Origin of the sequence: Pseudofrankia coriaricola, from assembly GCF_032027725.1 — a bacterium.
Taxonomy (GTDB): Bacteria; Actinomycetota; Actinomycetes; order Frankiales; family Frankiaceae; genus Pseudofrankia.
Map to the genome: position 1 here is coordinate 336,776 of NZ_JASNFO010000002.1, position 26,272 is coordinate 363,047.

General features: G+C 71.2%; 26 protein-coding genes. 12 read left to right on the forward strand and 14 right to left on the reverse strand.

The annotated features are described in order from the left end of the window. The first annotated feature begins 68 nt into the window (after nucleotides 1-68). Nucleotides 69-1,016, forward strand: a complete 948-nt coding sequence (locus QOZ89_RS03525) for an aldo/keto reductase (protein ID WP_071049595.1) — start codon at nucleotides 69-71, stop codon at nucleotides 1,014-1,016. Nucleotides 1,017-1,307: 291 nt separating this feature from the next. Here the strand turns inward: QOZ89_RS03525 and QOZ89_RS03530 are convergent, their stop codons facing one another. Next, the gene (locus QOZ89_RS03530; RefSeq protein ID WP_083418823.1) at nucleotides 1,308-2,141 is read right to left on the reverse strand and encodes a class I SAM-dependent methyltransferase; all 834 of its coding nucleotides are present in this window, start codon (nucleotides 2,139-2,141) and stop codon (nucleotides 1,308-1,310) included. A gap of 458 nt (nucleotides 2,142-2,599) precedes the next feature. On the opposite strand from QOZ89_RS03530, the gene mshA reads away from it, so the two are divergent. Together mshA and QOZ89_RS03540 are read left to right on the forward strand one after the other, a co-directional pair. After that, nucleotides 2,600-3,976, forward strand: a complete 1,377-nt coding sequence (gene mshA, locus QOZ89_RS03535; protein WP_083418865.1) for a D-inositol-3-phosphate glycosyltransferase — start codon at nucleotides 2,600-2,602, stop codon at nucleotides 3,974-3,976. 100 nt (nucleotides 3,977-4,076) lie between these two features. Beyond that, nucleotides 4,077-4,592, forward strand: a complete 516-nt coding sequence (locus QOZ89_RS03540) for a type III secretion system chaperone family protein (protein ID WP_071049596.1) — start codon at nucleotides 4,077-4,079, stop codon at nucleotides 4,590-4,592. A gap of 206 nt (nucleotides 4,593-4,798) precedes the next feature. Here QOZ89_RS03540 and QOZ89_RS03545 read toward each other — a convergent pair whose 3' ends face one another. Beyond that, nucleotides 4,799-5,353 (reverse strand): nitrobindin family protein, encoded by a 555-nt coding sequence (locus QOZ89_RS03545; RefSeq protein ID WP_083418824.1) that lies wholly within the window; start codon nucleotides 5,351-5,353, stop codon nucleotides 4,799-4,801. A 957-nt stretch (nucleotides 5,354-6,310) separates the two neighbouring features. On the opposite strand from QOZ89_RS03545, the gene QOZ89_RS03550 reads away from it, so the two are divergent. The 5 genes from QOZ89_RS03550 (at nucleotide 6,311) to QOZ89_RS03565 (ending at nucleotide 8,911) form a co-directional block, all read left to right on the forward strand. Further along, a complete protein-coding gene (locus QOZ89_RS03550; protein WP_083418825.1) occupies nucleotides 6,311-6,907 on the forward strand; it encodes a thioredoxin family protein in 597 nt (198 codons plus the stop codon). Nucleotides 6,908-7,091: 184 nt separating this feature from the next. After that, nucleotides 7,092-7,169: an Ms5788A family Cys-rich leader peptide gene (locus QOZ89_RS47135; protein WP_397428671.1), complete on the forward strand. Its 78-nt coding sequence runs from the start codon at nucleotides 7,092-7,094 to the stop codon at nucleotides 7,167-7,169. 190 nt (nucleotides 7,170-7,359) lie between these two features. Then, the gene (locus QOZ89_RS03555) at nucleotides 7,360-7,779 is read left to right on the forward strand and encodes a DUF4395 domain-containing protein (protein ID WP_071049597.1); all 420 of its coding nucleotides are present in this window, start codon (nucleotides 7,360-7,362) and stop codon (nucleotides 7,777-7,779) included. After that, the gene (locus tag QOZ89_RS03560; RefSeq protein ID WP_071049598.1) at nucleotides 7,776-8,609 is read left to right on the forward strand and encodes a sulfurtransferase; all 834 of its coding nucleotides are present in this window, start codon (nucleotides 7,776-7,778) and stop codon (nucleotides 8,607-8,609) included. The genes QOZ89_RS03555 and QOZ89_RS03560 overlap by 4 nt, the downstream gene beginning before the upstream one ends. 2 nt (nucleotides 8,610-8,611) lie before the next feature. Next, complete coding sequence (locus QOZ89_RS03565) at nucleotides 8,612-8,911, forward strand: DUF1416 domain-containing protein (RefSeq protein ID WP_071049599.1); 300 nt, start codon at nucleotides 8,612-8,614, stop codon at nucleotides 8,909-8,911. 289 nt (nucleotides 8,912-9,200) lie between these two features. Here QOZ89_RS03565 and QOZ89_RS03570 read toward each other — a convergent pair whose 3' ends face one another. From QOZ89_RS03570 to QOZ89_RS03595, 6 genes are all read right to left on the reverse strand, one after another. Next, complete coding sequence (locus QOZ89_RS03570; protein WP_071049600.1) at nucleotides 9,201-9,413, reverse strand: hypothetical protein; 213 nt, start codon at nucleotides 9,411-9,413, stop codon at nucleotides 9,201-9,203. Between the two features lie 532 nt (nucleotides 9,414-9,945). Next, on the reverse strand, nucleotides 9,946-10,308 hold the full coding sequence (locus QOZ89_RS03575) for a DsrE family protein (RefSeq protein WP_312622943.1): 363 nt from the start codon (nucleotides 10,306-10,308) through the stop codon (nucleotides 9,946-9,948). A 140-nt stretch (nucleotides 10,309-10,448) separates the two neighbouring features. Beyond that, nucleotides 10,449-11,210, reverse strand: coding sequence for an LmeA family phospholipid-binding protein (locus QOZ89_RS03580; protein WP_083418826.1), 762 nt, complete (start codon nucleotides 11,208-11,210; stop codon nucleotides 10,449-10,451). A gap of 10 nt (nucleotides 11,211-11,220) precedes the next feature. After that, nucleotides 11,221-12,273: a hypothetical protein gene (locus QOZ89_RS03585; protein ID WP_312622944.1), complete on the reverse strand. Its 1,053-nt coding sequence runs from the start codon at nucleotides 12,271-12,273 to the stop codon at nucleotides 11,221-11,223. Between the two features lie 333 nt (nucleotides 12,274-12,606). Continuing rightward, nucleotides 12,607-12,996: a MoaD/ThiS family protein gene (locus QOZ89_RS03590; protein ID WP_491677144.1), complete on the reverse strand. Its 390-nt coding sequence runs from the start codon at nucleotides 12,994-12,996 to the stop codon at nucleotides 12,607-12,609. A gap of 31 nt (nucleotides 12,997-13,027) precedes the next feature. Beyond that, complete coding sequence (locus QOZ89_RS03595) at nucleotides 13,028-13,984, reverse strand: alpha/beta hydrolase (protein ID WP_083418827.1); 957 nt, start codon at nucleotides 13,982-13,984, stop codon at nucleotides 13,028-13,030. 158 nt (nucleotides 13,985-14,142) lie between these two features. Between QOZ89_RS03595 and QOZ89_RS03600 the strand changes: the two genes are divergently transcribed. Together QOZ89_RS03600 and mshD are read left to right on the forward strand one after the other, a co-directional pair. Further along, the gene (locus tag QOZ89_RS03600) at nucleotides 14,143-14,889 is read left to right on the forward strand and encodes a winged helix-turn-helix transcriptional regulator (RefSeq protein ID WP_071049605.1); all 747 of its coding nucleotides are present in this window, start codon (nucleotides 14,143-14,145) and stop codon (nucleotides 14,887-14,889) included. Nucleotides 14,890-15,298: 409 nt separating this feature from the next. Continuing rightward, complete coding sequence (mshD, locus tag QOZ89_RS03605) at nucleotides 15,299-16,333, forward strand: mycothiol synthase (protein ID WP_071049606.1); 1,035 nt, start codon at nucleotides 15,299-15,301, stop codon at nucleotides 16,331-16,333. Nucleotides 16,334-16,484: 151 nt separating this feature from the next. Here mshD and QOZ89_RS03610 read toward each other — a convergent pair whose 3' ends face one another. Beyond that, nucleotides 16,485-16,865, reverse strand: coding sequence for an STAS domain-containing protein (locus QOZ89_RS03610; protein WP_071049607.1), 381 nt, complete (start codon nucleotides 16,863-16,865; stop codon nucleotides 16,485-16,487). Nucleotides 16,866-17,340: 475 nt separating this feature from the next. On the opposite strand from QOZ89_RS03610, the gene QOZ89_RS03615 reads away from it, so the two are divergent. Further along, entirely contained in the window at nucleotides 17,341-17,898 is a 558-nt protein-coding gene (locus QOZ89_RS03615) for a hypothetical protein (protein WP_071049608.1), read from the forward strand. A gap of 65 nt (nucleotides 17,899-17,963) precedes the next feature. On the opposite strand, the gene QOZ89_RS03620 is transcribed toward QOZ89_RS03615, so the two are convergent. The 3 genes from QOZ89_RS03620 to QOZ89_RS03630 form a co-directional block, all read right to left on the reverse strand. After that, nucleotides 17,964-18,371, reverse strand: coding sequence for a hypothetical protein (locus QOZ89_RS03620; RefSeq protein ID WP_071049609.1), 408 nt, complete (start codon nucleotides 18,369-18,371; stop codon nucleotides 17,964-17,966). Between the two features lie 424 nt (nucleotides 18,372-18,795). Then, nucleotides 18,796-19,443 (reverse strand): pentapeptide repeat-containing protein, encoded by a 648-nt coding sequence (locus QOZ89_RS03625; protein WP_241841823.1) that lies wholly within the window; start codon nucleotides 19,441-19,443, stop codon nucleotides 18,796-18,798. Between the two features lie 95 nt (nucleotides 19,444-19,538). Further along, the gene (locus QOZ89_RS03630) at nucleotides 19,539-20,327 is read right to left on the reverse strand and encodes a TMEM165/GDT1 family protein (RefSeq protein WP_071049611.1); all 789 of its coding nucleotides are present in this window, start codon (nucleotides 20,325-20,327) and stop codon (nucleotides 19,539-19,541) included. A 727-nt stretch (nucleotides 20,328-21,054) separates the two neighbouring features. Between QOZ89_RS03630 and QOZ89_RS03635 the strand changes: the two genes are divergently transcribed. Further along, nucleotides 21,055-21,909: a TylF/MycF/NovP-related O-methyltransferase gene (locus QOZ89_RS03635; protein WP_071049612.1), complete on the forward strand. Its 855-nt coding sequence runs from the start codon at nucleotides 21,055-21,057 to the stop codon at nucleotides 21,907-21,909. A gap of 434 nt (nucleotides 21,910-22,343) precedes the next feature. Here QOZ89_RS03635 and efeB read toward each other — a convergent pair whose 3' ends face one another. Beyond that, nucleotides 22,344-23,627, reverse strand: a complete 1,284-nt coding sequence (efeB, locus tag QOZ89_RS03640) for an iron uptake transporter deferrochelatase/peroxidase subunit (RefSeq protein ID WP_071049613.1) — start codon at nucleotides 23,625-23,627, stop codon at nucleotides 22,344-22,346. Nucleotides 23,628-23,856: 229 nt separating this feature from the next. Further along, nucleotides 23,857-26,106, reverse strand: a complete 2,250-nt coding sequence (gene efeO / locus QOZ89_RS03645) for an iron uptake system protein EfeO (RefSeq protein ID WP_241841824.1) — start codon at nucleotides 26,104-26,106, stop codon at nucleotides 23,857-23,859. Between the last annotated feature and the right edge of the window lie 166 nt (nucleotides 26,107-26,272).

Genomic DNA, 26,272 nt, shown 5'->3' on the forward strand with positions numbered 1-26,272 from the left:
GATCGACCGGGATGGGAATCGCCGGACCGGGCGCCGGGCGATCGTGGTCCGGGTGTTGTATTGCGGTCATGCGCTACCGTCCCTTGGGCAACTCGGGCCTACTGGTCTCCGTCGTCGGTCTCGGCTGCAACAACCTCGGGTCGAGGGTCGACCTGGGCGGCACCCGCGCCGTCGTCGACGCGGCGATCGAGGCCGGCATCAACCTCTTCGACACGGCCGACACCTACGGCAACAAGGGCGGCTCGGAGACCCTGCTCGGGCACGTGCTGCGGTCCCGCCGGGACGAGGTCGTGCTCGCCACCAAGTTCGGCAACGACATGGGTGGCGTCTACGGCCCGGACTATGGGGCGCGCGCGTCACGCCGCTACATCCGCAAGGCCGTCGAGGGGTCGCTCAGCAGGCTGCAGACCGACTACATCGACCTTTACCAGCTGCACAACCTCGACGGCGTCACGCCGATCGAGGAGACGCTCGAAGCCCTCGACGAGCTGGTCAAGGAGGGCAAGGTCCGCTATGTCGGGTCCTGCAATCTCGACGGCTGGGAGGCCGCGGACGCCGAGTGGACGGCGCGGACCTCGGGCCACACCCGGTTCATCTCGGCGCAGAACCACTACAACCTGATGGAGCGTGGTGTCGAGGCCGAGCTGGTGCCGGCGGCGCTGAGGTACGGGATCGGCATTCTGCCCTACTTCCCGCTCGCCAACGGCGTCCTGACCGGCAAGTACGCCCGCGACGAGCCGCCGGCGCCCGGCACCCGGATGGCCGGCCGGCAGGACGAGCTGACCGACGAGGTCTTCGATCAGGTCGAAGCCCTGGAGACGTTCGCCAGGGAACGGGACCGTTCGCTGCTGGACGTCGCGATCGGCGGCCTCGCCGCGCAGCCCGCCGTCACCTCCGTCATCGCCGGCGCGACCAGCGCCGCCCAGGTTCACGCGAACGCGACGGCCGGCGCCTGGCAGCCCCGCGCGGACGACCTCGCCGTCCTCGACAAGATCGCCCCCACCTACCGGCAGTAACACTGGTTCGCGGCGGGGGGGGGGGGGGGCGCCCCCCCCCGGGGCGGCCCCAAAAAAAAGGGGGGGCCCCCCGGCGGAGAGCGCCCCCCCCTCCCGGCCGTAACCCTGGTTCGCTCCGGGCGGGCGGCGCGCCGCCCGCACGGAGCGAACCAGAAATACAGCGGGCGCCCGCCGGCTCGTCGGCGGAATGGGCATACCGGTGGGCGCCGCGCACATCCCAGCCTGCCCACGTCCGCCCGCCGCGAAGCCGCTCCCGCCGGATGAGGTGAGCGACGTCCTGGATGAGCGGAATCACCGCTCAGGTGGGCTCGGCGGGGGCCAGGTGACAGTCAGCTCGCCGAGGCGCCAGCGGCGCGGCGCTCGGTGGATGGCCCAGCCGTCGGCGCGGAGGGCGGACACGGCCTGGGACCAGCGGGTCCGGGGGCCGAACGGCGCATAGCTGGCGGCGCGGTCCCATGCGGCGTCGAGGGCGACGAACAGGGCATGAATGGGCTCGCCGGGAGTGTTGCGGGCGATCAGGGCCTTGGGAAGGCGCTCGGCCAGGTCGGAGGGGCGTTCGAGGCTGGGCAGGTGCGCGGAGAGCGTCAGCGTTCCTGGGCCATCGGCGGGCAGCGCGAACCAGCAGGCGCGGCGGCCGATCTCGTCGCAGGTGCCCTCGAGGAGCAGGCCGCCGGGCGCGAGACGGGACCGCATGGTTCGCCAGGCGGGCTCGACATCGTGCTCGGCGTACTGCCGCAGCACGTTCATCGCCCGGATGACGAGCGGGCGCCGGCCGGCGAGCTCGAACCCGCCGCGGGCGAAGGCCAGGCCGGGCGGACGGGCGGCGGCCGCAGCGGCGGCGACCCGCTCCGGGTCCAGCTCGAGGCCGAGCACCCTCGCCGACGGGCAGGCGGCACGCAGCCGGTCGTAGAGCTCGATCGCCGTGACCGGCGACGACCCGTACCCGAGGTCGACGACGAGCGGGTCATCCGCGGCGCGCAGCAGGGCCGCCTGGGTTCCCGTCAGCCACCGGTCGACCCGGCGCAGCCGGTTCGGCGCCGTCGTGCCCCGGGTCGGCAGGCCGAGCGCCCGGGCCCGCCCCGCCGCCAGCCGCGGGGGGCGCCCACCGGGCACCGTCGTCGTCACCTCTCCACCTTGACAGACGGCGCCCGCCCGCCTGGGCGGCGCGGTCCCGCTTCCGCCCGTCCGGGGCGGCCCGGGGATGACCACGGGCCGTCAGGGGGATACAGGTTGCTGCCGACGCCGCGGGCTTCTAGCGGGTCACGCGGCCCCGTCCGCCATGGTCGCCGCCCGTGACCGATGACGCGCCGCGACCAGGCGACGGATGCCCGCCAACGTGAGGAGGATCGCGCCCACCAAAACGGCCGGAGTGGTGTCATAACCCGCTTAAGGTGGGCAGTCGGCCTACCGGGACGGGCCGCCCGCGGCCGGTCGCCCTGGCCGCCGAGATGGGCCCGGGCATGCCCGGCCAGATGCGCATGTTGCACCTTCCCGGGTCAGCAATATCCGAGTAACAAACGCTGAAGCGGCCTGACAACGGGGCAGTGCCCGACGGCCGGTTCGCGGTAGGTGTGGAGGTGGTCGTGCAGCTGGTCGCAGGCGGAGGCGAACCGTCCCCGAGCCACCAACAGCACGCCCGGCCGCTCGTACCCCGTCGAGTCGCGATGCTGTCGATGCACACCTCGCCGCTCGAGCAGCCCGGCACCGGCGACGCCGGCGGCCTCAACGTCTACGTCGTCGAGCTCTCCCGCCAGCTCGCCGCGCTGGGCACCGAGGTGGAGGTGTTCACCAGGGCGACGAGCAGCAGCCTGCCTCCGACCGCGCAGCTCCATCCCGGAGTGACGGTCCGGCACGTGCCGGCCGGCCCCTTCGAGGAGATGCAGCGCGCCGAGCTGCCCGCCTGGATCTGTGCCTTCACCGCGGACGTGCTGCGGGCCGAGGCGGAGCGCGAGCCCGGCTGGTTCGACCTGGTCCACTCGCATTACTGGCTCTCCGGCCAGGTGGGGCTGACCGCGGCCCGCCGCTGGGGTGCTCCGCTCATCCACACCGCGCACACCCTGGCGAAGGTCAAGAACCGATCCCTGGCCGCGGGGGACCTTCCGGAGCCGACAGCGCGGGTGCTCGGCGAGCAGGAGGTGGTGGCCACCGCGACCCGGCTGGTTGCCTCGACCACGGAGGAGGCCCGCCACCTCGTCGAGCTCTACGGGGCGGACCCGCACGCGGTCGACGTGGTCGCGCCCGGCGTCGACCTGGAGGTGTTCCGGCCCGGCGAGCAGGCCGCGGCACGTCGACGGATCGGCATCCGGGCGGACGGTCACCTGCTGCTGTTCGTCGGGCGTATCCAGCCGCTGAAGGCGCCCGACCTGCTGTTGCACGCCACGGCCGAACTGCTGCGTCGCGACGGGCGGCTGCGCGAGTCGCTCACCGTCGCCGTGGTCGGCGGGCCGAGCGGCAGCGGGCTGGACCGACCGGACGCGCTGGTGAAGCTTGCCGCCGACCTCGGCATCTCCGATGTCATGCTGTTTCGCCCGCCGGTGCCGCGCGCCGAACTCGCCGACTGGTTCCGCGCGGCCACCGCCGTCATCGTCCCCAGCCACAGCGAGAGCTTCGGGCTGGTCGCGATCGAGGCGCAGGCCTGTGGCACGCCGGTGGTCGCCGCCGCCGTCGGTGGGCTGCGCACCGCCGTCGCCGACGGGCATTCGGGGGTGCTGGTCGGGGACCGCGACCCGTCCGCGTACGCGGACGTACTGGCCAGGCTGCTGGCCCAGCCCGGCTGGCGGCGCCGGCTGTCGGCCGGCGCCCGAGCCCACGCGTCCGGCTTCGGCTGGTCGGCGACCGCGGCGGGCGTGCTCACCGCCTACGACGCCGCTCTCTCCCCCGCGCCAGGCGTCTCGGTGCCGATGCCGATGCCGGTGACACGGTCGCGCGGACGGCGCAGGCTGACTGGCAGCGCACACTGAACAGCACGCCGAACGTCGAGTGGTCCACGTCCGGCCAAGCACGCCGCTGGCAACCAGGACCGGCAGTATGAGCGGTCAAAACCAGGGAAGGTTCTCGGTCATGACCGTGACATCTGTGGGCACAGTGGGGCGGATCGACGAGGCTGAGCGCGCCCGGCTGGACGGAGTGATCAAGGACGCGCTCGACGATCTGGGGCTGGCCTACGAGCACCCCGGGGTCGGAACGTTCCTGGTCACGCTCGAAGGCGAACACAAGCTGCGGACGATGACCTGGGTCGTCGTTCAGGACCACACGCTGCTCGTCGAGGCGTTCTTCATGCGCAAGCCGGCGGAGAACGTCGCCGGGACCTACGGGTTCCTGCTCAGCCGTAACGCGAAGACCTACGGCGTGCACTTCTCCATCGACCGGATCGGCGACATCTTCCTCACCGGCCAGGTACCGCTGACGGCGGTCAACGCCGACGAGATCGACCGGCTGCTCGGCTGCGCCCGCACCTACGCCGACGAGAACTTCGACCCGGCGATCGCGCTCGGCTTCGCCCAGGCGGTCGCCCGGGAGAAGGCCTGGCGGGCCAAGGTCGCCACCGAGGCCCGAGCCGCCCGCGCCCAAGACTAGACCCCTCGCGGATCCGAGGGGGATCCTGTCACGGATCCGGGAGGAACCCGGACCCCCTGGGGGTACAGCCCTTCCGATCAGCCAGGACTCGAGGCCAGCCCTAGGCCAAAGTCGCTCCCCCGGAAGATCGGCTGGCGCCGATCTTCCGGGGACCCCTGCGGCGATGATGGCGGAGCCTCGCGTGGCCGGAGGCCGTCAGACACGGCCTAGTCCTCGACCTTCCGGAGCCGGGCGGACAGGTGGGGCTGGAGCGGCTTGCCGCCGGATTCCATGTCGATCGCGTAGGCGAGGTCGCCGCCCTCGACGATGCCGTAGAGCCGGACCGAACGGGTGACGTCGCGGGCGGTCGCGGTCCGGATGACGACGTTCGAGTCCAGCTCGATCCTGGTGCCGTCCAGCGTGCCGACGTAGATCTCGGCGATGCCGAACGGGTGAGCGAGGGCAACCTCGACGATCCTGCCGCCAGGCTTGTCCGGGTCGTCCTGCACCCGCCAGAAGCCGGTCTCGGTGGCCAGCGGGCTCCCCGGCTCACGGCCGTCGCGCGGCTCGTCGGCCCACCAGGTCGTCGACGCGTAGGCGAGCGCCGGCCGGCCGGCCGACAGGAAGGTGATCTCCTGTTCGTAGCGGAAGTCCGGCAGGTCCTCGTAGCCGCCGACACCCTCGCCGTGCCAGGTGCCGACCAGAAAGGCCAACGGCGCGAGGCTGGGGTGCAGGTCTGGGACCGACGCCCCGCTCCGCGCTGGGCCGGTCGTGCTCGCCACCTGAATTCTCCTCGCGTCACGGCGCCTGTCGGCGGCATCCTTGGGGCATGCCCGAGAGGCAGGATCGCATCCTGTTCGGGCAGGTCGGCTTCGGGCAGGTCAGCGCTGGCCCTGGTAGAGCCTGTAGGCCACGTACACCGAGCACCACGCGATCAGCAGCGCGGCCGCCGCCAACAGTCCTGTGAAGACGTACTGCACGGCGCTCCCGCCAAATCTGCCGAACGGCGTAGTTGGACGACCTCACGACCTTAAGGGACCGGGATCCGGTTGGTGGCGACCGGCAGCTGTGTTGATGGTTCGCTCCGTCCGGGCACGGCGCTCCGGCCCCTTACTCGCTTCGCTCCCAAGGGACCTCCGCGCCGTGTCCTCCTCCGCTCACGTGCGCTACGGCGACCTCCGCTGCGGCCCAACCACGTTCGCTTCGCTCCGTGGCCGGGCCTCCGCGGAGGCGCGCCTCCGCGCCAGCTCGGGTGCGTCACGCTTGACCGTCGCGAGACCACAGCACGCACCTGCGGGGCCACGTCGCTTCGCTCGTGGGGTGGCCTTCGTGCCTGATCGGTACGGAAGGCGACCAGCCCCAGCCCAGAGTCCACGAGCGAAGCGACGTGATTCCCGCAAGGGTCTGGCCCCCGGATCGGGCCGGTCCTGGATTGGTTCCGTTCAAGCGAGAGGCGACCGAGCTGGCGCGGAGGCGCGCCTCCGCGGAGGCCCTCCTACGAGCGAAGCGACGTAGGGGGGCCGCAGCGGAGGTCGCCGCAGCGCACGTGAGCGGAGGAGGACGGCGCGCGGAGGTCCCGTGGGAGCGAAGCGAGTACGGGGCCGGAGCGCGCCGCCCGCACGGAGCGAACCAGAAACAACCTTCCACCCCGACCCCCGCCAAAACCATCTCGGCCGGGAGCGAGGCTCGTGCGGGCGTTGCTGGGAATTCCGGGGCGGCCGGCGGTCATTGTGGCTGTCGTGACAGGACTGTGGGCGCTGGTGGCGGCGGTCGTCGTCGCGACCGCGATCGGGGTGACCCTGCGTCGTCGGGACGGTCGCTTCCGGCCGGCGCGCGGCGCGCGGAACGGACGCCCCACGACCGCCCTCGGCGGCGCGGAGTACCAAGACGTGGCCTCGGACCCGGCCGGCTCGCCGGCTGAGGACCCGACGGCTGAGGACCCGCCGGTAACCGCCGCGACCATGACGCTTGCTGAGCCGCCGGTGGCGCCACCGACCGAGTCGCTCGCGGGCGAGCTCACGTCGCTCGGCCGGGAGGCCGGGGAGCGGGCCACGCTGTTGCAGTTCTCCACCGCGTTCTGCGCGCCTTGCCGAACGACCCGGACGGTACTTGCCGACGTGGCTCGGATCGTGCCGGGCGTGGCGCATGTCGAGGTCGACGCGGAGGACAACCTCGAGCTGGTGCGCCAGCTGGGGATCCGCCGGACGCCGACGGTGCTGGTGCTCGACGGTCATGCGCGGGAGATCAGCAGGGCGAGCGGCGCGCCGCCGAGCCGGGCGGCCGTGATCGCCGCGCTGGGCCCGGTCGCCACCGAGTCCGAACCCATGGAGCCGTAGTGGCGCGGCTGAGTCCAGCGCCTGCTCACCGGCCACTCGGCCCGTTCCGCCCCTGGACGCCGCGGGAGAACGGGCATCACCCCACCCCCGGGGGACAGCCACGGGACGGCCTCTGGAAAAATCACTCGATTCGGGCCACAACCGTTAACACCTGCGTGACGTTCGCTGCTAACGTGGCACCGTTATGTTCTCGACACACCTGATCAAGCGCCGCGCGGTGGACCTTTGCCGCGTGAGCAGCTGCTTGTGTCGACTTTCCTGATTGGGCACTAGCCCAGGCATGCCCGCGGCCCGCGGGTGCCCGCCAGACCGACGCCAAGGTTCCTGCTAGATCGGCGAAGCCGAACCGGCAGATCGGCGGTCTGGGGGCCAGCGGCCAGGCGGGCACCCGCCACAGCGACGGCAGACCCGGCCCTACCCGTCTCCGCCCCGCCTATCAGGAGAAGATCCCTGTGGTTGACCCCAGAGGTCTGCGGTTTGCCGCGACCATCACCACGGTCGTCCTGGCCGTCGCCCTGGTCACCGCCAATCCATGGGTGCTGCTGGCGCAGCTGGCTGTCTTCGCCGTCGGCGCACTGGGCGGCGTACGCCGCGCACCGTACGCGCTGGTCTTCCGGCGCCTGATCAGGCCGCGGCTGGGGCCTCCGGCCACCACCGAGGACCCTGCTCCGCCTCGGTTCGCCCAGGCCGTCGGGGCCGTCTTCGCCGCTGTCGGCGTCGTCGGGTTCCTGACCGGGCTCGACGTGCTGGGCTATGTGGCAACGGCCTTCGCCTTCGCCGCCGCCTTCCTGAACGCCGCCTTCGAGTTTTGCCTCGGTTGTCACCTTTATCTGTTCATCCGAACCACTACCGCGAGAGGAGCGCGCGCATGAGCCGCGAGCAGGCACTGGTCGACGCGACATGGGCCGAGGCGCACCTGACCGACCCGTCGGTCGTGTTCGTCGAGGTCGACGAGGACGTGTCCGCGTACGACAAGGGCCACATCCCGGGCGCCGTCCGGCTGGACTGGAAGTCCGAGCTGCAGGACCCGGTCATCCGTGACTTCGTCAACAAGGAGGCCTTCGAGGCCCTCCTGTCCGGCAAGGGCGTCTCGAACGACCAGACCGTCGTGCTCTACGGCGGGAACAACAACTGGTTCGCCGCGTACGCCTACTGGTACTTCAGCCTCTACGGGCACGCCGACGTCCGGCTGCTCAACGGCGGCCGCAAGAAGTGGGAGCTCGACAGCCGCGAGCTGACCACCGAGGTCGCGGGGCGGCCGGCGACCCAGTACAAGGCCAAGGAGGCGCGCACCGACATCCGCGCCTTCCGCGACGAGGTCATCGCCGCGATCGGCGAGAAGGCGCTCGTCGACGTGCGGTCGCCAGACGAGTTCTCCGGCAAGCTGCTCGCCCCGGCGCACCTGCCGCAGGAGCAGTCGCAGAAGGCCGGGCACATCCCGACCGCGAAGAACATCCCGTGGGCGAAGACCGCCAACGAGGACGGCACCTTCAAGAGCAACGACGAGCTCACCGCCCTCTACAACGAGGCGGGCGTCGACCTCTCCAAGGAGATCATCGCCTACTGCCGGATCGGTGAGCGTTCCGCGCACACCTGGTTCGCGCTGCACGAGCTGCTCGGCCTGCCGGGCGTGAAGAACTACGACGGCTCCTGGACCGAGTACGGGGCGCTGGTCGGCGTGCCGATCGAGAAGGGCGCCTGAGCATGTGCGGAGCCATCGCTGGCGGGCCGTCGACGGAAGGAATTGACGTGGCCAAGGAAACCGTGATCCAGGGGATCGTCGTCAAGGGCGGCGAGCCGGTGTCGTCCGGCTACGCGCGGCTGCTCGACGAGGGCGGCGACTTCACCGCCGAGGTTCCACTGTCCGCCACCGGCCAGTTCCGGTTCTTCGCCCGCCCGGGTACCTGGACCGTGCGCGCGCTGGTGCCAGGCGGAAGCGGCGAGCAGAAAGTGTTCGCCCGTCAGGGCGAGCCGGTCGACGCCCAGGTCGAGATCTCGGCCTGAGGCGTGCGGCGTGCGGGCGCTGAACGCGCCGCCCTGCCTCTCGGACGCTGAGCGTCCTCGTTGCGTGGTGCCCGGTACAGGTGTGTGGCGGTGGCCGGCCTGATTCCGGGCTGACGAGGTGGATCGGTTGGCGCTGCGCCAATGCGCCGTCGCCCCGGGTGGCCGGGTCTCACAGGCACGAAAGACGAAGGCGGTAGAGGGTGGACCCTCTACCGCCTTCGTCACGTTTCAGCTCTCCGCGGCCACCGGCGCGACGCGTCCGATCGAACAAAGATCCGCGAGAGCTCGCCTACGTGGGGCGGCGCGGGGTGGGGATCGAGGGCGGTCCGGGTGGGGCCGCGAGGACCATCGGGCGGACCGTGAAATGTCGCATCTCGTTGTCGACGGCGAACGTGGCGGCGGCCCCGCGGTCGGGAAAGGGCGCGACAACCTGCCGGACGTCCTGGCGTCCGGCGCCGTCGTACTGAATCACCGCGTACAGACTCTGCGCCTCGGACATCATATGATCATCTAACCTCATCCACGCAAAGTCACGGGATGGGCACCGAGTGTCCCCGTTGTGGTCCGTACCAGCATGACCAAGCCATCCATCAGCGGGTACGCCAACGCCCACCCGTTTGGTGGCAGCGCTTTGGCGCAGCACCAACGCAACCACCGCGGGAGGGCGCCCAGCGCCCGGCATGAGGCGAGCGCGCACAGCGCCCCGCCTCAACAGCGCTTTGGCGCAGCGCCAACGCAACCACCGCACCGGGCCCGAGACCAGACCAGCCACCGCCATACACCTGTATCCGGAACCTCGCGGGGAGGGCACCGAGTGTCCCCGTTGTGGTCCGTACCAGTGTGACCAAGCCATCCATCAGCGGCGGCGTACACCAACGCCCACCCGGTTGGTGCCAGCGCTTTGGCGCAGCGCCAACGCAACCACCACACCGGCCCCCACGCCAGACCAGCCACCGCCATACACCTGTATCCGGAACCACGCGGGGAGGGCGCCCTGGCGCCCGACATGAGGCAGGCGCGTATAGCGCCCTGCCTCAGTAGACGAGGGCCTGTACGCCGTCCTGCATGGCCTCGGCCACGAAGGTGGCGGCTCCCGCGATCCGGATCCCGTCGATCACGTCCTCTGGGCCGATCGAACGGCGGGCCGCGCACTGCGTACACAGCGTTACCCGACCGGCCGTGAGCACCACCTCAAGGAGGTCGGGCAGCGGCGCCGCTTCCGGCAGGCTGAACTCGGCTGCCCGGCCCGGCAGCGCGAACCAGGCCGACTCACCGGTCAGCCACAGCGATACGTCCACGCCGCTGCTGGCCGCCACGGAGGCGACGGTGAACGCCTGTGAGCAGCGCTCCGGCGCATCCATCCCGGCGGTCACCTTGATGACGAGCGATCGACTCATGCGACCAGTTTCCACCGCCGTCGCCGCGGCCTAGGCCAAAGTCGCTCCCCCCGGAAGATCGGCTGGCGCCGATCTTCCGGGGACCCCTGCGGCGATGATGGCGGAGCCTCGCGTGGCCGGAGGCCGTCAGACAGGACCTACTAGCCCGCTGGCGACAGCGTCGTCGTGGTACCTGTCGGGATGGTCGTCGTGTCGAGGATGACGTGCTCGCCCGCGGCGCTGAAGCGCATGCGGTCGGGCAGAACATCGACGGCTGTCAGTTTCAGGTTGAAGGGCAGCCCCTCGACCGGGATCCTGACGGTCAGCAGCTTGATGATCTGGTCGTGCCACTCGGGTGGGAGCACCGACGTGACGCTCTGAGCCAGTTCCCTCGGGGTGATGGTGAAGGCGGCTGGCTCCACGCCGATGCTCGCCGTGCCCTCCACCGGGTAGTCCGTTCCGAACACGTTCGCCGTGCCGCCGATCCGGATCGCCGAACCTGCCGGGGCGACCGTCAGCTTCATGCCCTGAGCGGCCAGGTAGGCGTTGAGGTCGGTGTAGGTCACCTCCACGTCGGCGTCGAGGCTGTCGACCGGGATCTTTTTGACGTTGCCGCCGATGATGTCGGACAGCGGGATGTGCACGCCGTCCAGATGCGAACGCACCCGGTCGACCCGCAGGCCGTTCTGGACGCTGCCGCGCACGTCGATGTCGATGTCCCGGTAGTCGCCACGCACGACCTGGGGCAGGAAGAGCACGCCGCCGATGGACACCGACGGTTTGGTTGGCAGGTTCTGGCTGCGTTGCGCCTCGGTCGCTATCTGGCCGGAGACCACCCGGGCCGCGACCCTGTCCCCGATGAACAACAGCACCAGCAGAACGACAACGACGCCAACTGTGATCCGGATTGCCCGACTGCCCACCGGATTATCCTTACAGATGCCGTCCGACCAGATAGATGAGCGGTGCCGCGATGGTCAGCGGAGCTACCGCCGCGAGCAACGCCGTCGCAACCGGCCTGGCCGAGATCGGGCCGACGCGGACCCCGCCCGACAGCAGCGGCGCGACTGGTGAGCGCAGGTCGCCAAGTGCTCCGCGGCCGGCCCGCCACGCCCGCGCGCCCACGCTCCCAGACGCCGCGCCCGCCCGCGCGGCCGGAACCGGTCGCGTCCCGTCCGCCGGCGGAACCGCCGCGCCCGCCGACGGACGGGACGCGGCTGCTGGCGAGGAGGCGCTGGCGCGCGCGATCAGTACGCCCATCACCGCCGCGGCGAGCGCACCGGCCGCCGCGAGCAGCGCGCCCGAGCCAGCCGACAGCTCATCCACGTATGCGCCGTAGACCGCGCCCATACCCGTACCAGCGGCAAGGCCAAGCCCGGCGGCCACCAGCGTCCCGGCACCCAGCAGGCCGGTCAGCCAGGCGACGAGCACGGCCCCGCCGGCTCCGGCCAGCCCGACGGCGACGAGAAGGTCACCCGGCGCGGCCGACTCCGGCTGAGCCCGCAACGCGAGCAGTCCGGCGAGAAACGCCACAAGGGTGCCGCCGCCGAGCGCGGCGGCGAGCTCACCCGTCACCCGAGCCGGCGTCGGCGTCGGCGGAGCAGACGTGCCCGACGCGGTCGATGCCGTCCGCGTCGTCGGCGCCAAGCCCTCCGGTGAGGCCGGTTGCGTCGCGGCGGGCACGGCACCGACGCGGTGGCGGCGGACCAGCTGGTAGACGATCACCACGGCGATCCCGGCGCCCACGACACCCGCGAGGCTGCCGAGGTCGTGCCGCGCCGCGCCGAGCACCGCGCCGTCAGCGGTCAGTGCCGCCGCGGTAAGCAGCAGCACCGTCGGCCGGGAGGCGCGCAGCACGACAACCCAGGCCCAGCCGAACGCCAGTTGTTCGGCGAGCAGCACGGCGGCCAGCGCCGGGGTACCGGCCATGGCGGCCGCGGCCGGGAGGGCAGCGGCCAGTGCCGCGCCGAGCAGCGCGGCCGTCACCCACCATCCGCCGGCGCGGGCGGCCCGGCCCCCGGCCGGCAAGGCCGACGACTCCGGGAACGATGGGTCTGGTGAAGGCTCGGCGCCCGCCGATCCGGCGGGCGCGCAGGTCCGTGGATCGCGGGCACGCACCCCCTCATGCTGTCACGTCACCAGCTGGCCGCCTGCTCGACATCCTCTATCGATCATCGATGGTCCGGGGCCGGCCCCGGACCGCCTGCCAGGACGCTTGTTTTGAGCCAGGTCTGGACGCGGACGCCACCAGGCAGCCCGGCAAGCCCGTTCACCGAGAACCAGTACCGAAAAGATCGGCCGGGCCGGTTCAGCCGCTGATCAGCCGCCGGCGAAGGGCGGGAGTGCCTCCACGACGCTGCCGGGGCGCAGCGCCAGCGTGGCCGGGTCTCGCCGGCCCGCGGGCTTCTCGTCGATGAGGAACGAGCACCGGGTCAGCACGTCGGCGAGCCGCTGGCCGTGCCGGCCGACGGCGGCCTCGATCACCGCGGCCAGCGTGTCGGCCGTCAGGCGCTCCTCGGTCACCCCGGCCGCATCACGCGCGGCGGCCCAATACCGGACAGTAACTTCCGTCACATCCGACAAGTAGCCCATCACCCTTCCGCAGCCGGAGCACTTCGGCACCACTCGACGTAACCCCGCCACAGGGTGGCGCACTTCCCATGCGGCGGCCTCACGGAGCGCGGAGGCCGGCGCCGCGCCTCGGCGCATCGCGTCTCGCCATCCGCGAGGTTCGTCTCGCTCAGGGCCCGCCTGGACCGTCCAGCACGACCCGGCGCGCGGCGGCAGGGCTGGGCGGCGACCCGGGCCCGTGGCCGATATATTTCACTGACGTTTCCCACACGTTATCCATGCTGAACATGGAGTCATGCCGGTGGCCGTCCAGGAGGTACGGGAGATACCTCCCGATCCGGTCGACGAGTCCCGGCACCACACCCGTCTCCGCGTGTCCGAAACCAGGGACGATCCAGAGCCTGGCCCGCGGACCGGCGGCCGCGGCGAGCGCCCGCGGATGATCCAGAGTGAAGTACCCGTCCAGGTCGCCATGCACGATCAGCAGCGGTGTCGGGGCCACCTGGCCGATCAGGTCGACTGGCGCCGGCGGACGCTCGGAGGGGAGCTCCGGCCAGGGCCGCGATGGGATACGCACCCCGAAAACGGTCCTCGCCATCAACCGCCCGGTCCGTGTCTCGGCCATCCAGAGGATGCGCCGAAGCGGAGCGGTGTCGCGCACGAACCACCGGCTGGTCGCGCTGACCGTGACCACCGCGTCCGGACGATTGCGCAGCCGGTGTCCGTGAACGGGAGTTTCCTCACTCGCGAGCGCCGCGTGCCGGACCACCGCGGCACCGCCCATCGACCAGCCGACGGTCACGACCCGCTCGTGCCCGAGCCGCCTGGCCTCACCGACGGCCGCGTCGACGTCGAGGACCTCACGGTCGCCGAACGTGCACGTACCCGTCGACCTTCCGTGGCCGCGCGTCTCGACCATGACCACGCTTGCGTGCCACCGCAGGCCCTCCGCCACGGACCGTACAGCCGGCCGGCGGATCGTCCCGGAGAAGCCCGGAACCAGCACGACCGCGGGCGGCGGGATGACGGACCCCACCAAAGAGCCGTGATCAAGAAAGGCAGTGGCCAGGATCTCAGCATCGGCCGTCGGAAGAAGCCGGTAGACGGTGGGAGCGCGGTGGAACACTCCGCTATCCTCCTCACGTACCGGTGTGCGTTTCATGCCCATGACGGTCGTGAGACGCCGGGGTTCGACTTGTGCCTTCTGAGGCCAAGTGCGGGCCACTCGGCACTACCTGGGTCGACGCTGCCCCACCACCATCCGCCTCGCATGGAGGAGTCGTCTTGAGCGTCGTCCTTTTGCTCACCAACGCGCCCGGTCCGTCCGCCGAGTCGTTCCCGTCACTCGGACTACTCACTCATACCGTGCGCGTCGCCCCGCTGGAGGCCAGCGCCCTGCTCGACGCCCCGCCGGTCGACGTCATCGCTGTCGACGGCCGTCGCGAGCTCGTCATCGCCCGTGGCCTGTGCCGCCTGCTGCGCACCACCGGCCTGACCACCCCGCTGCTCGCCCTGGTCACCGAGGGCGGCCTGGCCGCCGTGTCGGCGGACTGGGGAGTCGACGACGTGGTACTCGACACGGCGGGCCCGGCGGAGGTCGAGGCCCGGCTGCGGCTCGCGATCGGCCGGGTGGCCGCCGCCGGCGGTACCGCGGAGGCCGGTGTCATCCGCTCGGGCGACCTCTCCGTGGACGAGACGACCTACTCGGCGAAGCTGCGTGGCCGGCCCCTCGAGCTCACCTTCAAGGAGTTCGAGCTGCTCAAGTACCTCGCCCAGCACCCGGGCCGGGTCTTCACCCGGGCCCAGCTGCTGCAGGAGGTCTGGGGCTACGACTACTACGGCGGCACCCGCACGGTGGATGTCCACGTCCGCCGGCTGCGCGCCAAGCTGGGTGCCGAGCACGAGTCGATGATCGGTACCGTGCGCCACGTCGGTTACAAGTTCGTCGCCCCGCCGATCACCCCGCTGCCCGACTCGAACGGCGCCGGGCGCCTCGAGCGCGATGAGATCCGCACCCCCGAGCGCGTCTAGGCGCTAAGCCTGACCTCCCAGATCGCCGACCTCCCAGATCGGCTCCCAGACCTCCCCGATCGCTTACCTCCCAGATCTGCTTCGCAGATCCGGCAGGGACCCTGTCGCCAATCGGGCAGGGACCCTGGATCCGGCAGGACCCTGTCGCCGATCCGGCAGGGACCCTGCTCCCCACCGTGGTACCGGGCACAGGCTCATGGCGGTGGTTCACCTGGTTGCGGGTTGACGACATGGGTGCGCTGGCACCAGCGCAGAGGCGCGGTTCCCTACCATGGCCGGATTGCATGGACCGCTCACCAACAGACGTCACATGACGACCGCGCGGGCTCGACGCTTCGCGCCCGCGCGGTCGTCCTGGGGCGAGTGCTCGGCGGGTGCGTCTCGCCATTGGGGTGGCTACCGTCTGCCTGTGACGTCTTTGGGCTGGTCGGACAGTTTGACGGTGGCCGAATCCGACGGGGTGAAATCGGTCGTCGCGGCCGCGCATGCCGCCGACGGCGTCGGACCGGTCTCCGATGACGTCGCCCTGACGGTCAGGCCGGGGTCGAGCCCGGCGCCAGGCCGGTTCCACCTGCTCGCGGCCGACCCGGACCCGGCCTCGCCGGAGAGCGACGTGGCCGGGTATGCGCACCTCGCCCATGCGGGGGGTGGCGCGTGGGAGGCGGAGCTGGTCGTCCGCCCGGACCTGCGGCGCCGGGGAGTCGGGTCCGCCCTCGTCGACGCCCTCGTCCAACGGGTGGCCAGCGAGTCACCGGCCGAGGTTGCCGCCGCCGCGAGTCCGGCGACGCTGGACATCTGGGCACACGGCGACTCGGCGGCCGCGGCCGCGCTCGCCGCGCGCGGGGGGTTCGAGCGTGGCCGGGTGCTGCTGCAGCTACGCCGTCCGCTAGTCGCCGACGCGGGGTCCGCGGGCGAGGAGCTACCCGAGCCGACGTGGCCCGCGGACGTGACCGTGAGGTGTTTCGAACCAGGCCGCGACGAGCGGGCCTGGCTCGCGCTCAACGCCCGCGCGTTCGCCAGCCACCCAGAGCAGGGCCGCTGGACCGAGCAGGACCTGCTGCCGCGCGAAGCGGAGCCGTGGTTCGATCCGGCGGGCTTCTTCCTGGCCGAGCGGGACGGTGAGCTGGTCGGTTTCCACTGGACGAAGGTGCACGCCGAGGACCCGACACCGCCCGACGGCCGGGCCGGGCCGGGCCGGGCACTTCCGATCGGAGAGGTCTATGTCGTCGGAGTCGACCCCTCCCGCGCGGGTGGGGGACTGGGCCGCGCCCTGACCCTGGCTGGACTGCGCCACCTGCGCAACCGTGGCCTCACGACGGTGATGCTCTACACCGACGAGGACAACGCCCGCGCGGTGCGGATGTATGAGCGTCTCGGCTTCACCCGTCACGCCGTTGACGCGCAGTACCGCCGGCACGTCGCCGTCGGCCGGCCCGGTCACTGACACGGCCGGCTGACACGCCAGCCGCGCGTCGGCGGCGCCTGCCGCCACGTCGCGGGCCCTGTCGCTCGGAGCCCACCACCGGCCACGACGTTATGCCGATCAGGCATCTACCGGGATCGAGCTCCCGTACGGGCTCGGGCCCCCGTGCCGGTCACTCGCCACGGGTGGCGGTGCGCGGCGCGGCAGCGGCCGCCGACGCCGTCGGCGGCTCGCCCACCCCGCCCTCGACGTCGAGCACGGTGGTCAGGTTCGTCACGTGCAGCAGACGTCGAGCCGTGTCGTTGAGGTTGCGCAGGATCAGTCGACCACCGCTGGAACGCTGCCGTCGGTGGGCGTAAAGGATGACAGCAAGGCCCTGCGAGTCCAGGAACCCCACATCGGTGAAGTCGACGACGATCTCCCTGACACCCGCCATCCGGGCGTCCACGAGGGCTTCTCGCAGCGGATCTAGGCAGGAGTAATCGACGTCTCCCTCGGGCCAGATCACGATTGCATGCGGACCCGTAACTTCGACACGCAGTCTCATGATCATTGCTCCCGCCTCGGTTTCCGTCCGGGTCGTCCCCGGTCGGACATACGGCCTTGTCCAGGCGGCGCGGGGAGCGACCGGAACAGCCTCGCGTCGCGCACGCCCCGAGCGGGCGTGATCCAGCTCCCCACCGTCGTCAGCCCATCTCCAGGCAACAGCGCCGACTTAGCCGACGACGGAACGGCGAAACCACCGGCCCGGGTCACCGTAGTCGTGACGGTGATCGGGCTCAGACACTTCGATCGGGTGACGTAGCGGGACGCAAGGCCCGTCAACCATGCAGCGTCGTACCCGTCTCGACTGAGCTCACACCCCGTCAGCGGAGTTCACCCATCGTTTTGACGCTGGGTGCACGACAGCGGACCACCCGTCGATCCTCCGTGCCCCGCTGTTCGTCTGGCCAGACGCGGCCGGCCGCGCGAAAAGCTCCCCGCCGCACGGGGTGGGATCGGGCAGGCGGGGATGCGATCTTTGGGCCATGCGTGATGAACAGGCCCTTATCCCCCGGCCGGGCGCCCTCACGGAGCCGCTCACCCTCGTGAGCGAGCTCGACGGGAGCGTCGTCACGGTCGGCACCCAGCCAGGCATCGACGACGGCACCCACGTCATCGTCATGCGGCTGCAGTCGTCATTGCTGGACGTCCTGAACGCGGTGTACCTGATGCCGGTGGAGGCTCAACGGCTGGCGGACTCGTTGTCGTCCGCCGCCGCGATGGCCGTCGCCGGCACGGCCGCGCACGCGGACCGTGTCCTGGCCCGCCTCCCGGACGAGGATCCATGCCCGCACGACCTCGTCGACGCCGAGCCGGCAGGCATGGAAGTCGGCGCGGTGGACGGGGACGACGTCGCTCCCGACGGGAACATCAAGATGGACGGCATGGCCGCGATGCACACGGTCACGGCCAGCGAAGGGGCGAGCGCCGCCCAGCTGCGCGACGCGCTCGGCACCCTGCCGCCGTCCGCGGAGCTGGTCGACTTCGGTGCCGACGCCGACGTCGTCCTGGTCTTCGTGGCCACGCCGCGTTCGAGCCCATAGCGAACCCACGGGATCCCGGGGACCCGCGGACCCGCGGACCCGGAAAGAGATCGGCAGAAGAGTCTCTATGCGGGGGCGGCGGATCCGCTACCGGGCCCCGCCTGGCTCGAGGCGAGCCGGGCGTCGAGCTCCGCGCGGTCGTCGACCCAGTACGGCCCCTCGTCCTCCACGACATCCGCCATGATCACGTGGTGGCGGCCGGCGTGCCCGGTGGGGAGCAGGCAGGTCAGCCCGTCCGCCCGGCAGCTCGAGATCACGACGGTCTTCGGCATCGTCCAGAGCAGCCACACCTCGTCATCGCCCCAGCCCTGCAGCACGGCCGTATGGCTGCCCTCGTGACCGGCCTCCAGCGCGCAGGTCACCTCGTCAGGCACCTCGTAGGCGGCACCAGGCACGTCGCCCAGCCGCTGCACGATCTCCTCCGGCACCCGCTGCCACTCGCCGCAGGCACCGTCGTCCACGGTCTCACCCATGTCCCGGCTCCCTTGCCCTTCCCGGAGACCTCCGTCGGCCCGGCCGCGCGGTCCCCGCAACCCCGATACCCAGCACCGCCGACCCACTCGACGCACAGATATAAGCACGCGGGGTCGGGAGACCTGGACACCGGGTCGAAACACTCCGTATGGATAAAGTCACCCATTGAACACAAGAGGGAGTTTTCGACCGCCAGCGCGCCAGATTCCGGGTCTCCCAGATCGGCGACGGGGTTCCTGCCGGATCCGGGGTCCCTGCCCGATTGGCGACAGGGTCCCTGCCGGATCTGCGAAGCAGATCTGGGAGGTAAGCGATCGGGCAGGTCTGGGAACCGATCTGGGAGGTCGGCCGGGAGGTCAGCAAGCCTGGACGTCCGCGATCCGCCCGTCACGTCATGAGGCGGCCGATGGGCATCCGACTGGCCTAGCCCCGGTCCGTCGGCTGGGTGGCAACGATGGTGATGCCGAGGGCGGCGGCAAGCGACGGTGCCAGGCCCATGAGGTCGCCAACGCCGATCTCGGCACCGGCGAGGCCACTCGCGCCCGCCACCCGGTCGAACCGGCAGTCGGCGAAGCGGGCCGCGGCGACGGTCGCGCCGGTGAAGTCGACGCCGGTCAGGTCGCAGCGGACGAACTCGACATGGTCGAGCCGGGCTCGGGTCAGGTCCAGGCCGGACAGGTCACAGCCCTCGAACCGAGAGCGGTGCAGCCGGCAGAACCGCAGGGTCAGGCCGTCCGCGCGTACGTCGGTCAGCCGCGCGTCGCGGATCTCGCCGTCCACCCAGACGGCTCCCGAGAGCCGGCCGCCGTCGACCGTCACTCTGGTCGCCGCGCCGCCGTCGACGATGGTTCCGGCGAGCGCGACATCCCGTAGCGCGACGTCCCGCAGGGTCACGCCGGCAAGCTGGCCGCCGACCACCCGCAGCGTGGCCAGCCGGACGCCGACCAGCCGGACGTCGCGTCCGGCACCGGCGCCCGCCTCGGCGAGCAGCTCCGCCAGTTCGACGAGTTCCGCCGGCCCCCGGCCGCCGTCGATCGGCCGGGCTGGCTCAGCCGGCAGGTCGGGTGCCACCGGACTCCAGGGGTCGCTACGTCGCCGCGTGGTCGCCATGGCCTCAGCATCCAGGACGCTTCCGACGCTTTTCGGCCTGGCCTCCGCCGCGCGGCTCAGCCGCGGATCACGTCGATGAGGCTCAGGATCGCCAGGATCACGAAGGCAGCCGCCGCGATCCTGGTGATGACCTTGACCGGAACGATCCGCAGCAGGCCGCGCCCACCGGCGATCGCGATCGCCGCCACCGACCACAACGCGAGCAACGCTCCGAGCCAGACTGTCACCGGTGAGTCGAACCGGGCGGCCAGGTTCGCCGTGGAAATCTGGGTCAGGTCACCCATCTCGGCCACGAAGATGACGGTGAACGAGGTCGCGGCCACCCGCCAGAACCCGCGGGATACGGCGCTTTCCCGCTCCTCGGGCGCGACCTCGAGGTCACTGGGCGCTGGTTCGCTGGCCGACGGGCGAGTCGCGCCCGCGCCAGCCGCCGCGGTCGGCCCACCCGCGGCGCCGGACGCGCGGACGCCCGCCGGCATCGCCGTGGGCGCGCCCGGCGCGACGGTGCCAGCCGCGACGCTCTCACGGATCTCGTCGCGTTCGTGGGTCTCGCGGGTCGTATCGGTCTCGCCCGTCTCGTCGCGGCCCTCGCGGTAGACGAGCACGGCGCCGATGGCGAACAGGACCAGCGCGATCGCGTCGACGACGCGGTGTGGCAGCAGCGTGAGCACGCTGCCGGCGGCGACGGCCAGCGTGACATGCACGAGGAAGGCGGCGGCCACCCCTGCCCAGACGTAGAGAGGCCGGTAGCGGCTGCCCATCACGAGGCTCGCGACCATGGTCTTGTCGGGCAGCTCGGCGAGAAAAATGATGCCGAAGGTAACGAACGCGGCGGTAAGGCTCACGACCTGGCCCCTCTTCTCGGGCCGGGCCGGGGGCGCGAGTCCCTTCGACCCGGCATGCAAACCGGATCGAAGGTCTCGTCCACCCGGTCGACCGCAAGATCGACCAGGCCCGGCCGCCGGGCCTGCGCCGCTGGGTTTCGACCGATCAAGATCGGCCTGACGCGCGACGCCGCCAGTATGTCGACGGCCGGGCTGTCCAGCACATCAGCGCCAGACAGCAGGGCTACTCCCCTTCAATGACTAGTTTACCGGAGAACGGAACCAACGCTCCGCATCCGCGCTTCCGTGGCTCCGCCGCCGCCGAGTACGGGCCCGCCGCGATCGCCCGGCAGCCTCACTCGCCGCACTCGGAACCGGTGGTCTCAGCGGTCGCGGGTGAGGGTTCACGCCAACGCCGGCCACACCACAAGAGCGACACCACAAGCTCGACGTGAGCCACTCTCGCTGACACCCCGAAGTCATGTGGTCACACATTTGCCATCGGAGGTGTGGATTCTGGCCGCCACGTTGCGTCACCGGACGGCACGGCAGTCCGCCCAGGGCGTGGTGGCCTGCGACAGAGCCACCGGTCCGGCTGGAGATCTTGCTCTGGCATCCTGTGCCGGTTCGACCAGAACCGGCTGTCAGGGACCACAGGCCGCTGTGACATCATCGCCCGGCCGAGTCTGCGCGAATGCCGCACCGCTGCGCAGCGAGAGGCGTACAGCTCGTTGTCGAGGAGGGGCGCATGGCTTCCAAGAAACAAGTCAAGGCATACGCCGACCAGGCGAGGTCGACCCTGCGCAAGGCAGTACAGCAGACCGGCTTCGACGTCGTCCGTCGCCGTCCCGGGATCGACTCCGCCGGCATGGATGCCCTGGCGATCGCGACCATCCGCGAGACCTCGCCCTACACGATGACCGACCCGACGAAGGTGTTCGGCCTCATCCAGGCCGTCCGTTACCTGGTGACGAACAAGATCCCCGGTAACATCGTCGAGTGCGGCGTGTGGGCCGGCGGCTCGTCGATGGCGGCTGCGCGCACGCTGCTGCAGCTCGGCGACACCTCGCGTCACCTCTACCTGTTCGACACCTTCGAAGGCATGACGCCACCGACCGGCGCCGACATCGCCCCGGATGGGCAGACCGCCGAGCACCTGCTCGCGAACTCCGACCCGGACGACCCGGCGTCGGCCTGGTCGATCGTGCCGCTGGAGAAGGTCAAGGAGAACGTCGCGCGGATCGGCTACCCCGCCGACAAGATCCACTTTGTCAAGGGCATGGTCGAGGAGACGGTGCCGGGCGGGGCCCCGGAGCAGATCGCGCTGCTGCGCCTGGACACCGACTGGTTCGAGTCGACCCGGCACGAGATGGAGCACCTGTTCCCGCGGATCAGCCCGAGCGGGGTTCTGATCATCGACGACTACGGCTGGTGGAAGGGCTCCCAGCAGGCCGTCGACGCCTACATCGCGAACCACCAGATCCCGCTGCTGCTCACCCGCCTCGGCCCGGAGGGCGGCGCGATCGGCGTGGTCCCAGCCACTGGCGCGCTCCCCACGCTGACGAAGCCGGCCCCGTCGTCCGTCGGCGCCCGGGCCTCCTGACGCCGCGCACCGGCCCGTCCTCGCCGCGCGGAGGTAAGGACGGGCCGCTCCGGCGGCGGCGCGGCGCAGCGCAACCCCAGCCACCTCGCCAGCCGGAAACCAACGCGCCCGCCCCGTCCCGTGACCCGTCCACGCGACTCGGCCACAGAAAGTGACGGCGCATCAGCGCTGGCGCTGACCCAACCACCTCGTCAGCCCGGAACCAGGTCAGCCGCCGTCATACGCCTAAACCCGGAACCAGGCCGCGAGCAGGTCCCTGCCGGATCGGCGAAGCCGATCTGGGAGGTAGGGCTCAGCGCCCGAGGGCGGCGCCCGGCCGGGGTCCCTGCCGGATCGCGAAGCGATCTGGGAGGTCTGGGGCGCGGAGCGTCCCGGACCTCCCAGATCGACTCCGCAAGCTCCGTCGATCCGGCAGGAACCCCGGCGGGACCGCCTCAGGTGAACAGGCTGCGGCCCCAGTAGTCGCCGCCGGTGGCGGCAACGCCGGGCGGGACGGCGAAGATCGCGCTGCCCGTGTGCTCGATGTACTCGTTGAGCGCATCCGAGCTCGCCAGCCGGGTCTGGATCGGGATGAACTGCTTGCGCGGGTCCCTTTGGAAGGCGATGAAGAACAGGCCGGCGTCCAGGTGGCCGAGGCCATCGCTGCCATCGGTGAACGAGTAGCCGCGGCGCAGGATCGCATGGCCGCCGTTGGTGTCCGGCGAGGCCAGGCGGATGTGCGCGTCCGCCGGGATGACCAGCTCGCCGTCCGCCGTGCGGCCCTTGAGGTCCACGGCGTCGAACTCGCCGGTGTGGCCGAACGGCGCGCCGACGACCTTGGTGCGACCGAAGGTGGTCTCCTGCTCGGCGAGTGAGGTGCGGTCCCAGCGCTCGATGAGCATCTGGATCCGACGGGTCACCATGTACGACCCGCCGGCCATCCATGCGCCGGCGCTCTTCTCGTCGCTGGGGGCGACCCAGACGTGCTCGTCGACTTTGGCCGGCTGCTCGACGTGGATGTTGTTCGTGCCGTCCTTGAACCCCATCAGGTTGCGCGGCGTCGCCTGGCTGGAGCTGGTCGACGCCGTGCGGCCGAACCCGAGCTGGGACCAGCGGACCGCGACGACGCCCCGGCCGATCCGGGCCAGGTTGCGCACGGCGTGCACGGCGATCTGCGGGTCGTCGGCGCAGGCCTGGACGGCGAGGTCCCCGCCGCAGCGCGCCGGGTCGAGCGCGTCGAATGAGAAGGCGGGCAGGTCGACCAGCGCGGCCGGCCGGCGGCTCGCGAGCCCGAACCGGTCGACGCCGTCGGCCGTGGTGAACAGGGTCGGCCCGACGCCGAAGGTCAGGGTGAGGTGGCCGGAGGCTAGCCCTTCGGCCTCGCCGGTGTCGTCGGGCGGCGCGTCCTGGGCGCCAGCGACGCCGTCGCCGACCGCCTTACCCGCGGCCATGGCGGCCGCGGCCGCCGTCCATTCCTTGAGTACCTCGACCAGATCGGCGCGGCTGTCGGTGACCACGTCGAACGCGGCGAAGTGCAGCCGGTCCTGCGCCGGGGTGACGATCCCTGCCTGGTGGGCGCCGTGGAACTCGACAAGCTGCTTCCCCGAGGCGGGGACGGCCTCGGTCCCTCCGTTCTTGTCGTCCGAGCAGGCGGCCAGGCCACCGGCGGTGGCGGCGCCTGCGGCCGCCACTCCAGCCAGCCCGAACAGCCCTCGCCGCGACACCCGTGTCCCAGCCACGTTCTTTACCTCTGCTTCCTGTTCCTGCGTCCTCCCGGACGGTGGCACCGCCCGATTTCCGATTAGTGATCCTGGGGACAACGGCCGCCGGGTGTGCGAAGGAAGATCATTTTCGCACACCCTTTGGCCCTCTAGGCCGCCAGACGGCGCCTTTGTTACGACTGGCCAGGAAACGCGGTTGGCCGGACCGGCCGGGTGCCCACTGGCGGGGCCGGCCCGGCCGCCCCCGCTAGGCCGCGACCGCCCCGGTCAGCTTGGACAGCGGCTCGGCCAAGCCGTCGACCTTGTCGGACAGTGCTCGGACCTGGGTGTCGCTCAGCGAGGTGTAGTCCACGTAGCCGTCGCCCGACTTGTACGGCTCCAGCGCCTTCTCGACATCGGTCAGGCGGGCGTCGATGGTCTTGGCCAGCTCCGGGTCGGTGTCCTTCAGAACCGGCAGCAGCGGCTCGTACGCGGCCCGGGCACCCTCGACGTTGGCGGCGAAGTCGATCAGGTCGGTGTGCGAGTACCGCTCCTCCTCGCCGGTGACCTTGCTGGTGGCGACTTCGTTGAGCAGCTCGGCCGCGCCGTTGCCGAGCTGGCTCGGGGTGAGCTTCACGTCGGTGACCAACGTCTGCAGCTTCTTCACGTCGGCGAGCAGCTTGTCGGCGACGACCGGGTCGGACGTCTTGCCGTTGACCCAGAGGTCCCTCTCGATCACGTGGAAGCCGGTCCACTCGTCGTCCGGGACATCGCCCTCCCGGGCATCGATCGCCGGGTCGAGGTCGCCGAAGCTCTCCGCGACCGGCTCGATCCGCTCGTAGAAGACCCGGGCCGGTGCGTAGAGACGCTTGGCCGCCTCGACGTCGCCGCTCTTGACCGCCGCGGCGAACGTCTCAGTGGCGGTGACCAGCTGACCGGTCTGGCCCTCCACGTAGACGCGGTACTCGCCGACGGCCTCGTACAGCCGCGGGTCGTAGGCGGCGCCCGGGGCGGACGCACCGGGCGCGGCGATGGTGAGCTTCGAGGTCACGCCGTCACCAGTGGTACTGGTCGGCCGACAGCGCAGGGTGTAGTCGCCCTCGGCCAGGTCGACGGTCAGGTTGCGCGACGTCCCCGGGCCGACGTTCTCCACCTCGCCGACGGCTTGGCCGTTCGCGCCGATGAAGTAGAGCTCGATCGCCTTGCCGGTGGTGTTCGAGACCTTGAAGGTGTGGGTGCCCGCGGACAGGGCCGGCCCGGAGTAGGCGCATGTGTCGTCGCCGGCGGTGACCACCGAGGCGCCGGCCGCGGTGCCGGCCGCGGTGCCGTCCGAGCCGCCGTTCAGCGCGAAACCGATCGCGCCGCCAGCCAAGAGCAGGCCCACGACCGAGACGCTCAGGACCGGGACCGCCGTGAGCGTCCTGCGCCAACCCATGACCTCGTCCTCCTTGGGAGCTGCTTCCTCGCCGCTGTCGGCGGGCTTGCTGGTGTCGTTGTTGCCGGCGGGCGCCGGGATGTCGCGGTGCTGGCCGCTGGGCGAGTCGGTGCTCTGGGTCGGGATGGCGGCCTCGGCGGTCGGGATGGCGGCGTCGGCGGCCGGGGCGGCGTCTATCCGGGTCGTGTCCGGCCCGGCCGGAACCGCGCCTGCCCCGGCTCCCGCCGCGGCCGTGGCGGGAGCCGGGGCGGCCGCCGGCTCGGGGGACCTGAACAGGTAGCGGTAGCAGACGTAGATCGCCATGACCGGGACGAGGTAGCCGAGCCAGACGCCCAGCTGCGCCCACGACCACACCGGGCTGATGTTGAAGATGCCCTTGAGCAGCGCGCCGTACCAGCTGCTTTCCGAGATGTGGTCGGAGAGGTCGAACGCGAGCGCCTCGTGGCCCGGCAGCAGGTCGGCCTCCTGCAGGTCACCGACGCCGTAGGCGGCGACACCGGCGGCGACGACGATCAGCGCACCACCCGTCCAGGTGAAGAACCTGCCGAGGTTGAACGTGAGCACGCGGTTGTAGAGCAGGTAGCCGAGCAGGATGGCGATCAGGATGCCGACGAGCGCGCCCAGCATCGGGCCGACGGTCGAGCCGTTCGTCGAGTCGATCGTCGCCCACAGGAACAGCGCCGTCTCCAGGCCCTCGCGGGCGACCGCGAGAAACGCGGTGAAGACGACGGCGCCCGCACCGACAGACAGTGCGGCGTCCATCTTGCCGCGCAGTTCGCCGGACAGGTTGCGCGCCGTCTTACGCATCCAGAAGACCATCCAGGTCACCAGCACGACGGCGACCAGCGACAGGATCCCGCCCAGTCCCTCCTGCGCCTTGGTCGACAGGTTCGCGGAGGTGAACGTGAGCGCGGCACCGAAAGCCAGGCTGAGCGCGACCGCCGCCCCAACCCCGAAGGAGAGGTGCGCCATCCGGTCACGTCGATCAATCTTGACCAGGTAGGCGGCAAGGATGCTGACGATCAGCGTTGCCTCAAGCCCTTCACGCAACCCGATCAGTAGGTTCGGAACGAAGTTGTCCACGCACTCTCCACTGGGCCCAGGTCCCATCCAGTTAGGACCACCTAACTTAAGGCAGGCCGACCTAACTTAGGACCGCCTAAGGCTCAGACGCAAGGGTCCTCCGAACGAGTGCCCACGAACACCTCGGCCAAGGCTCACAACAGCTCGACCAGCGCAGGAACGAAAG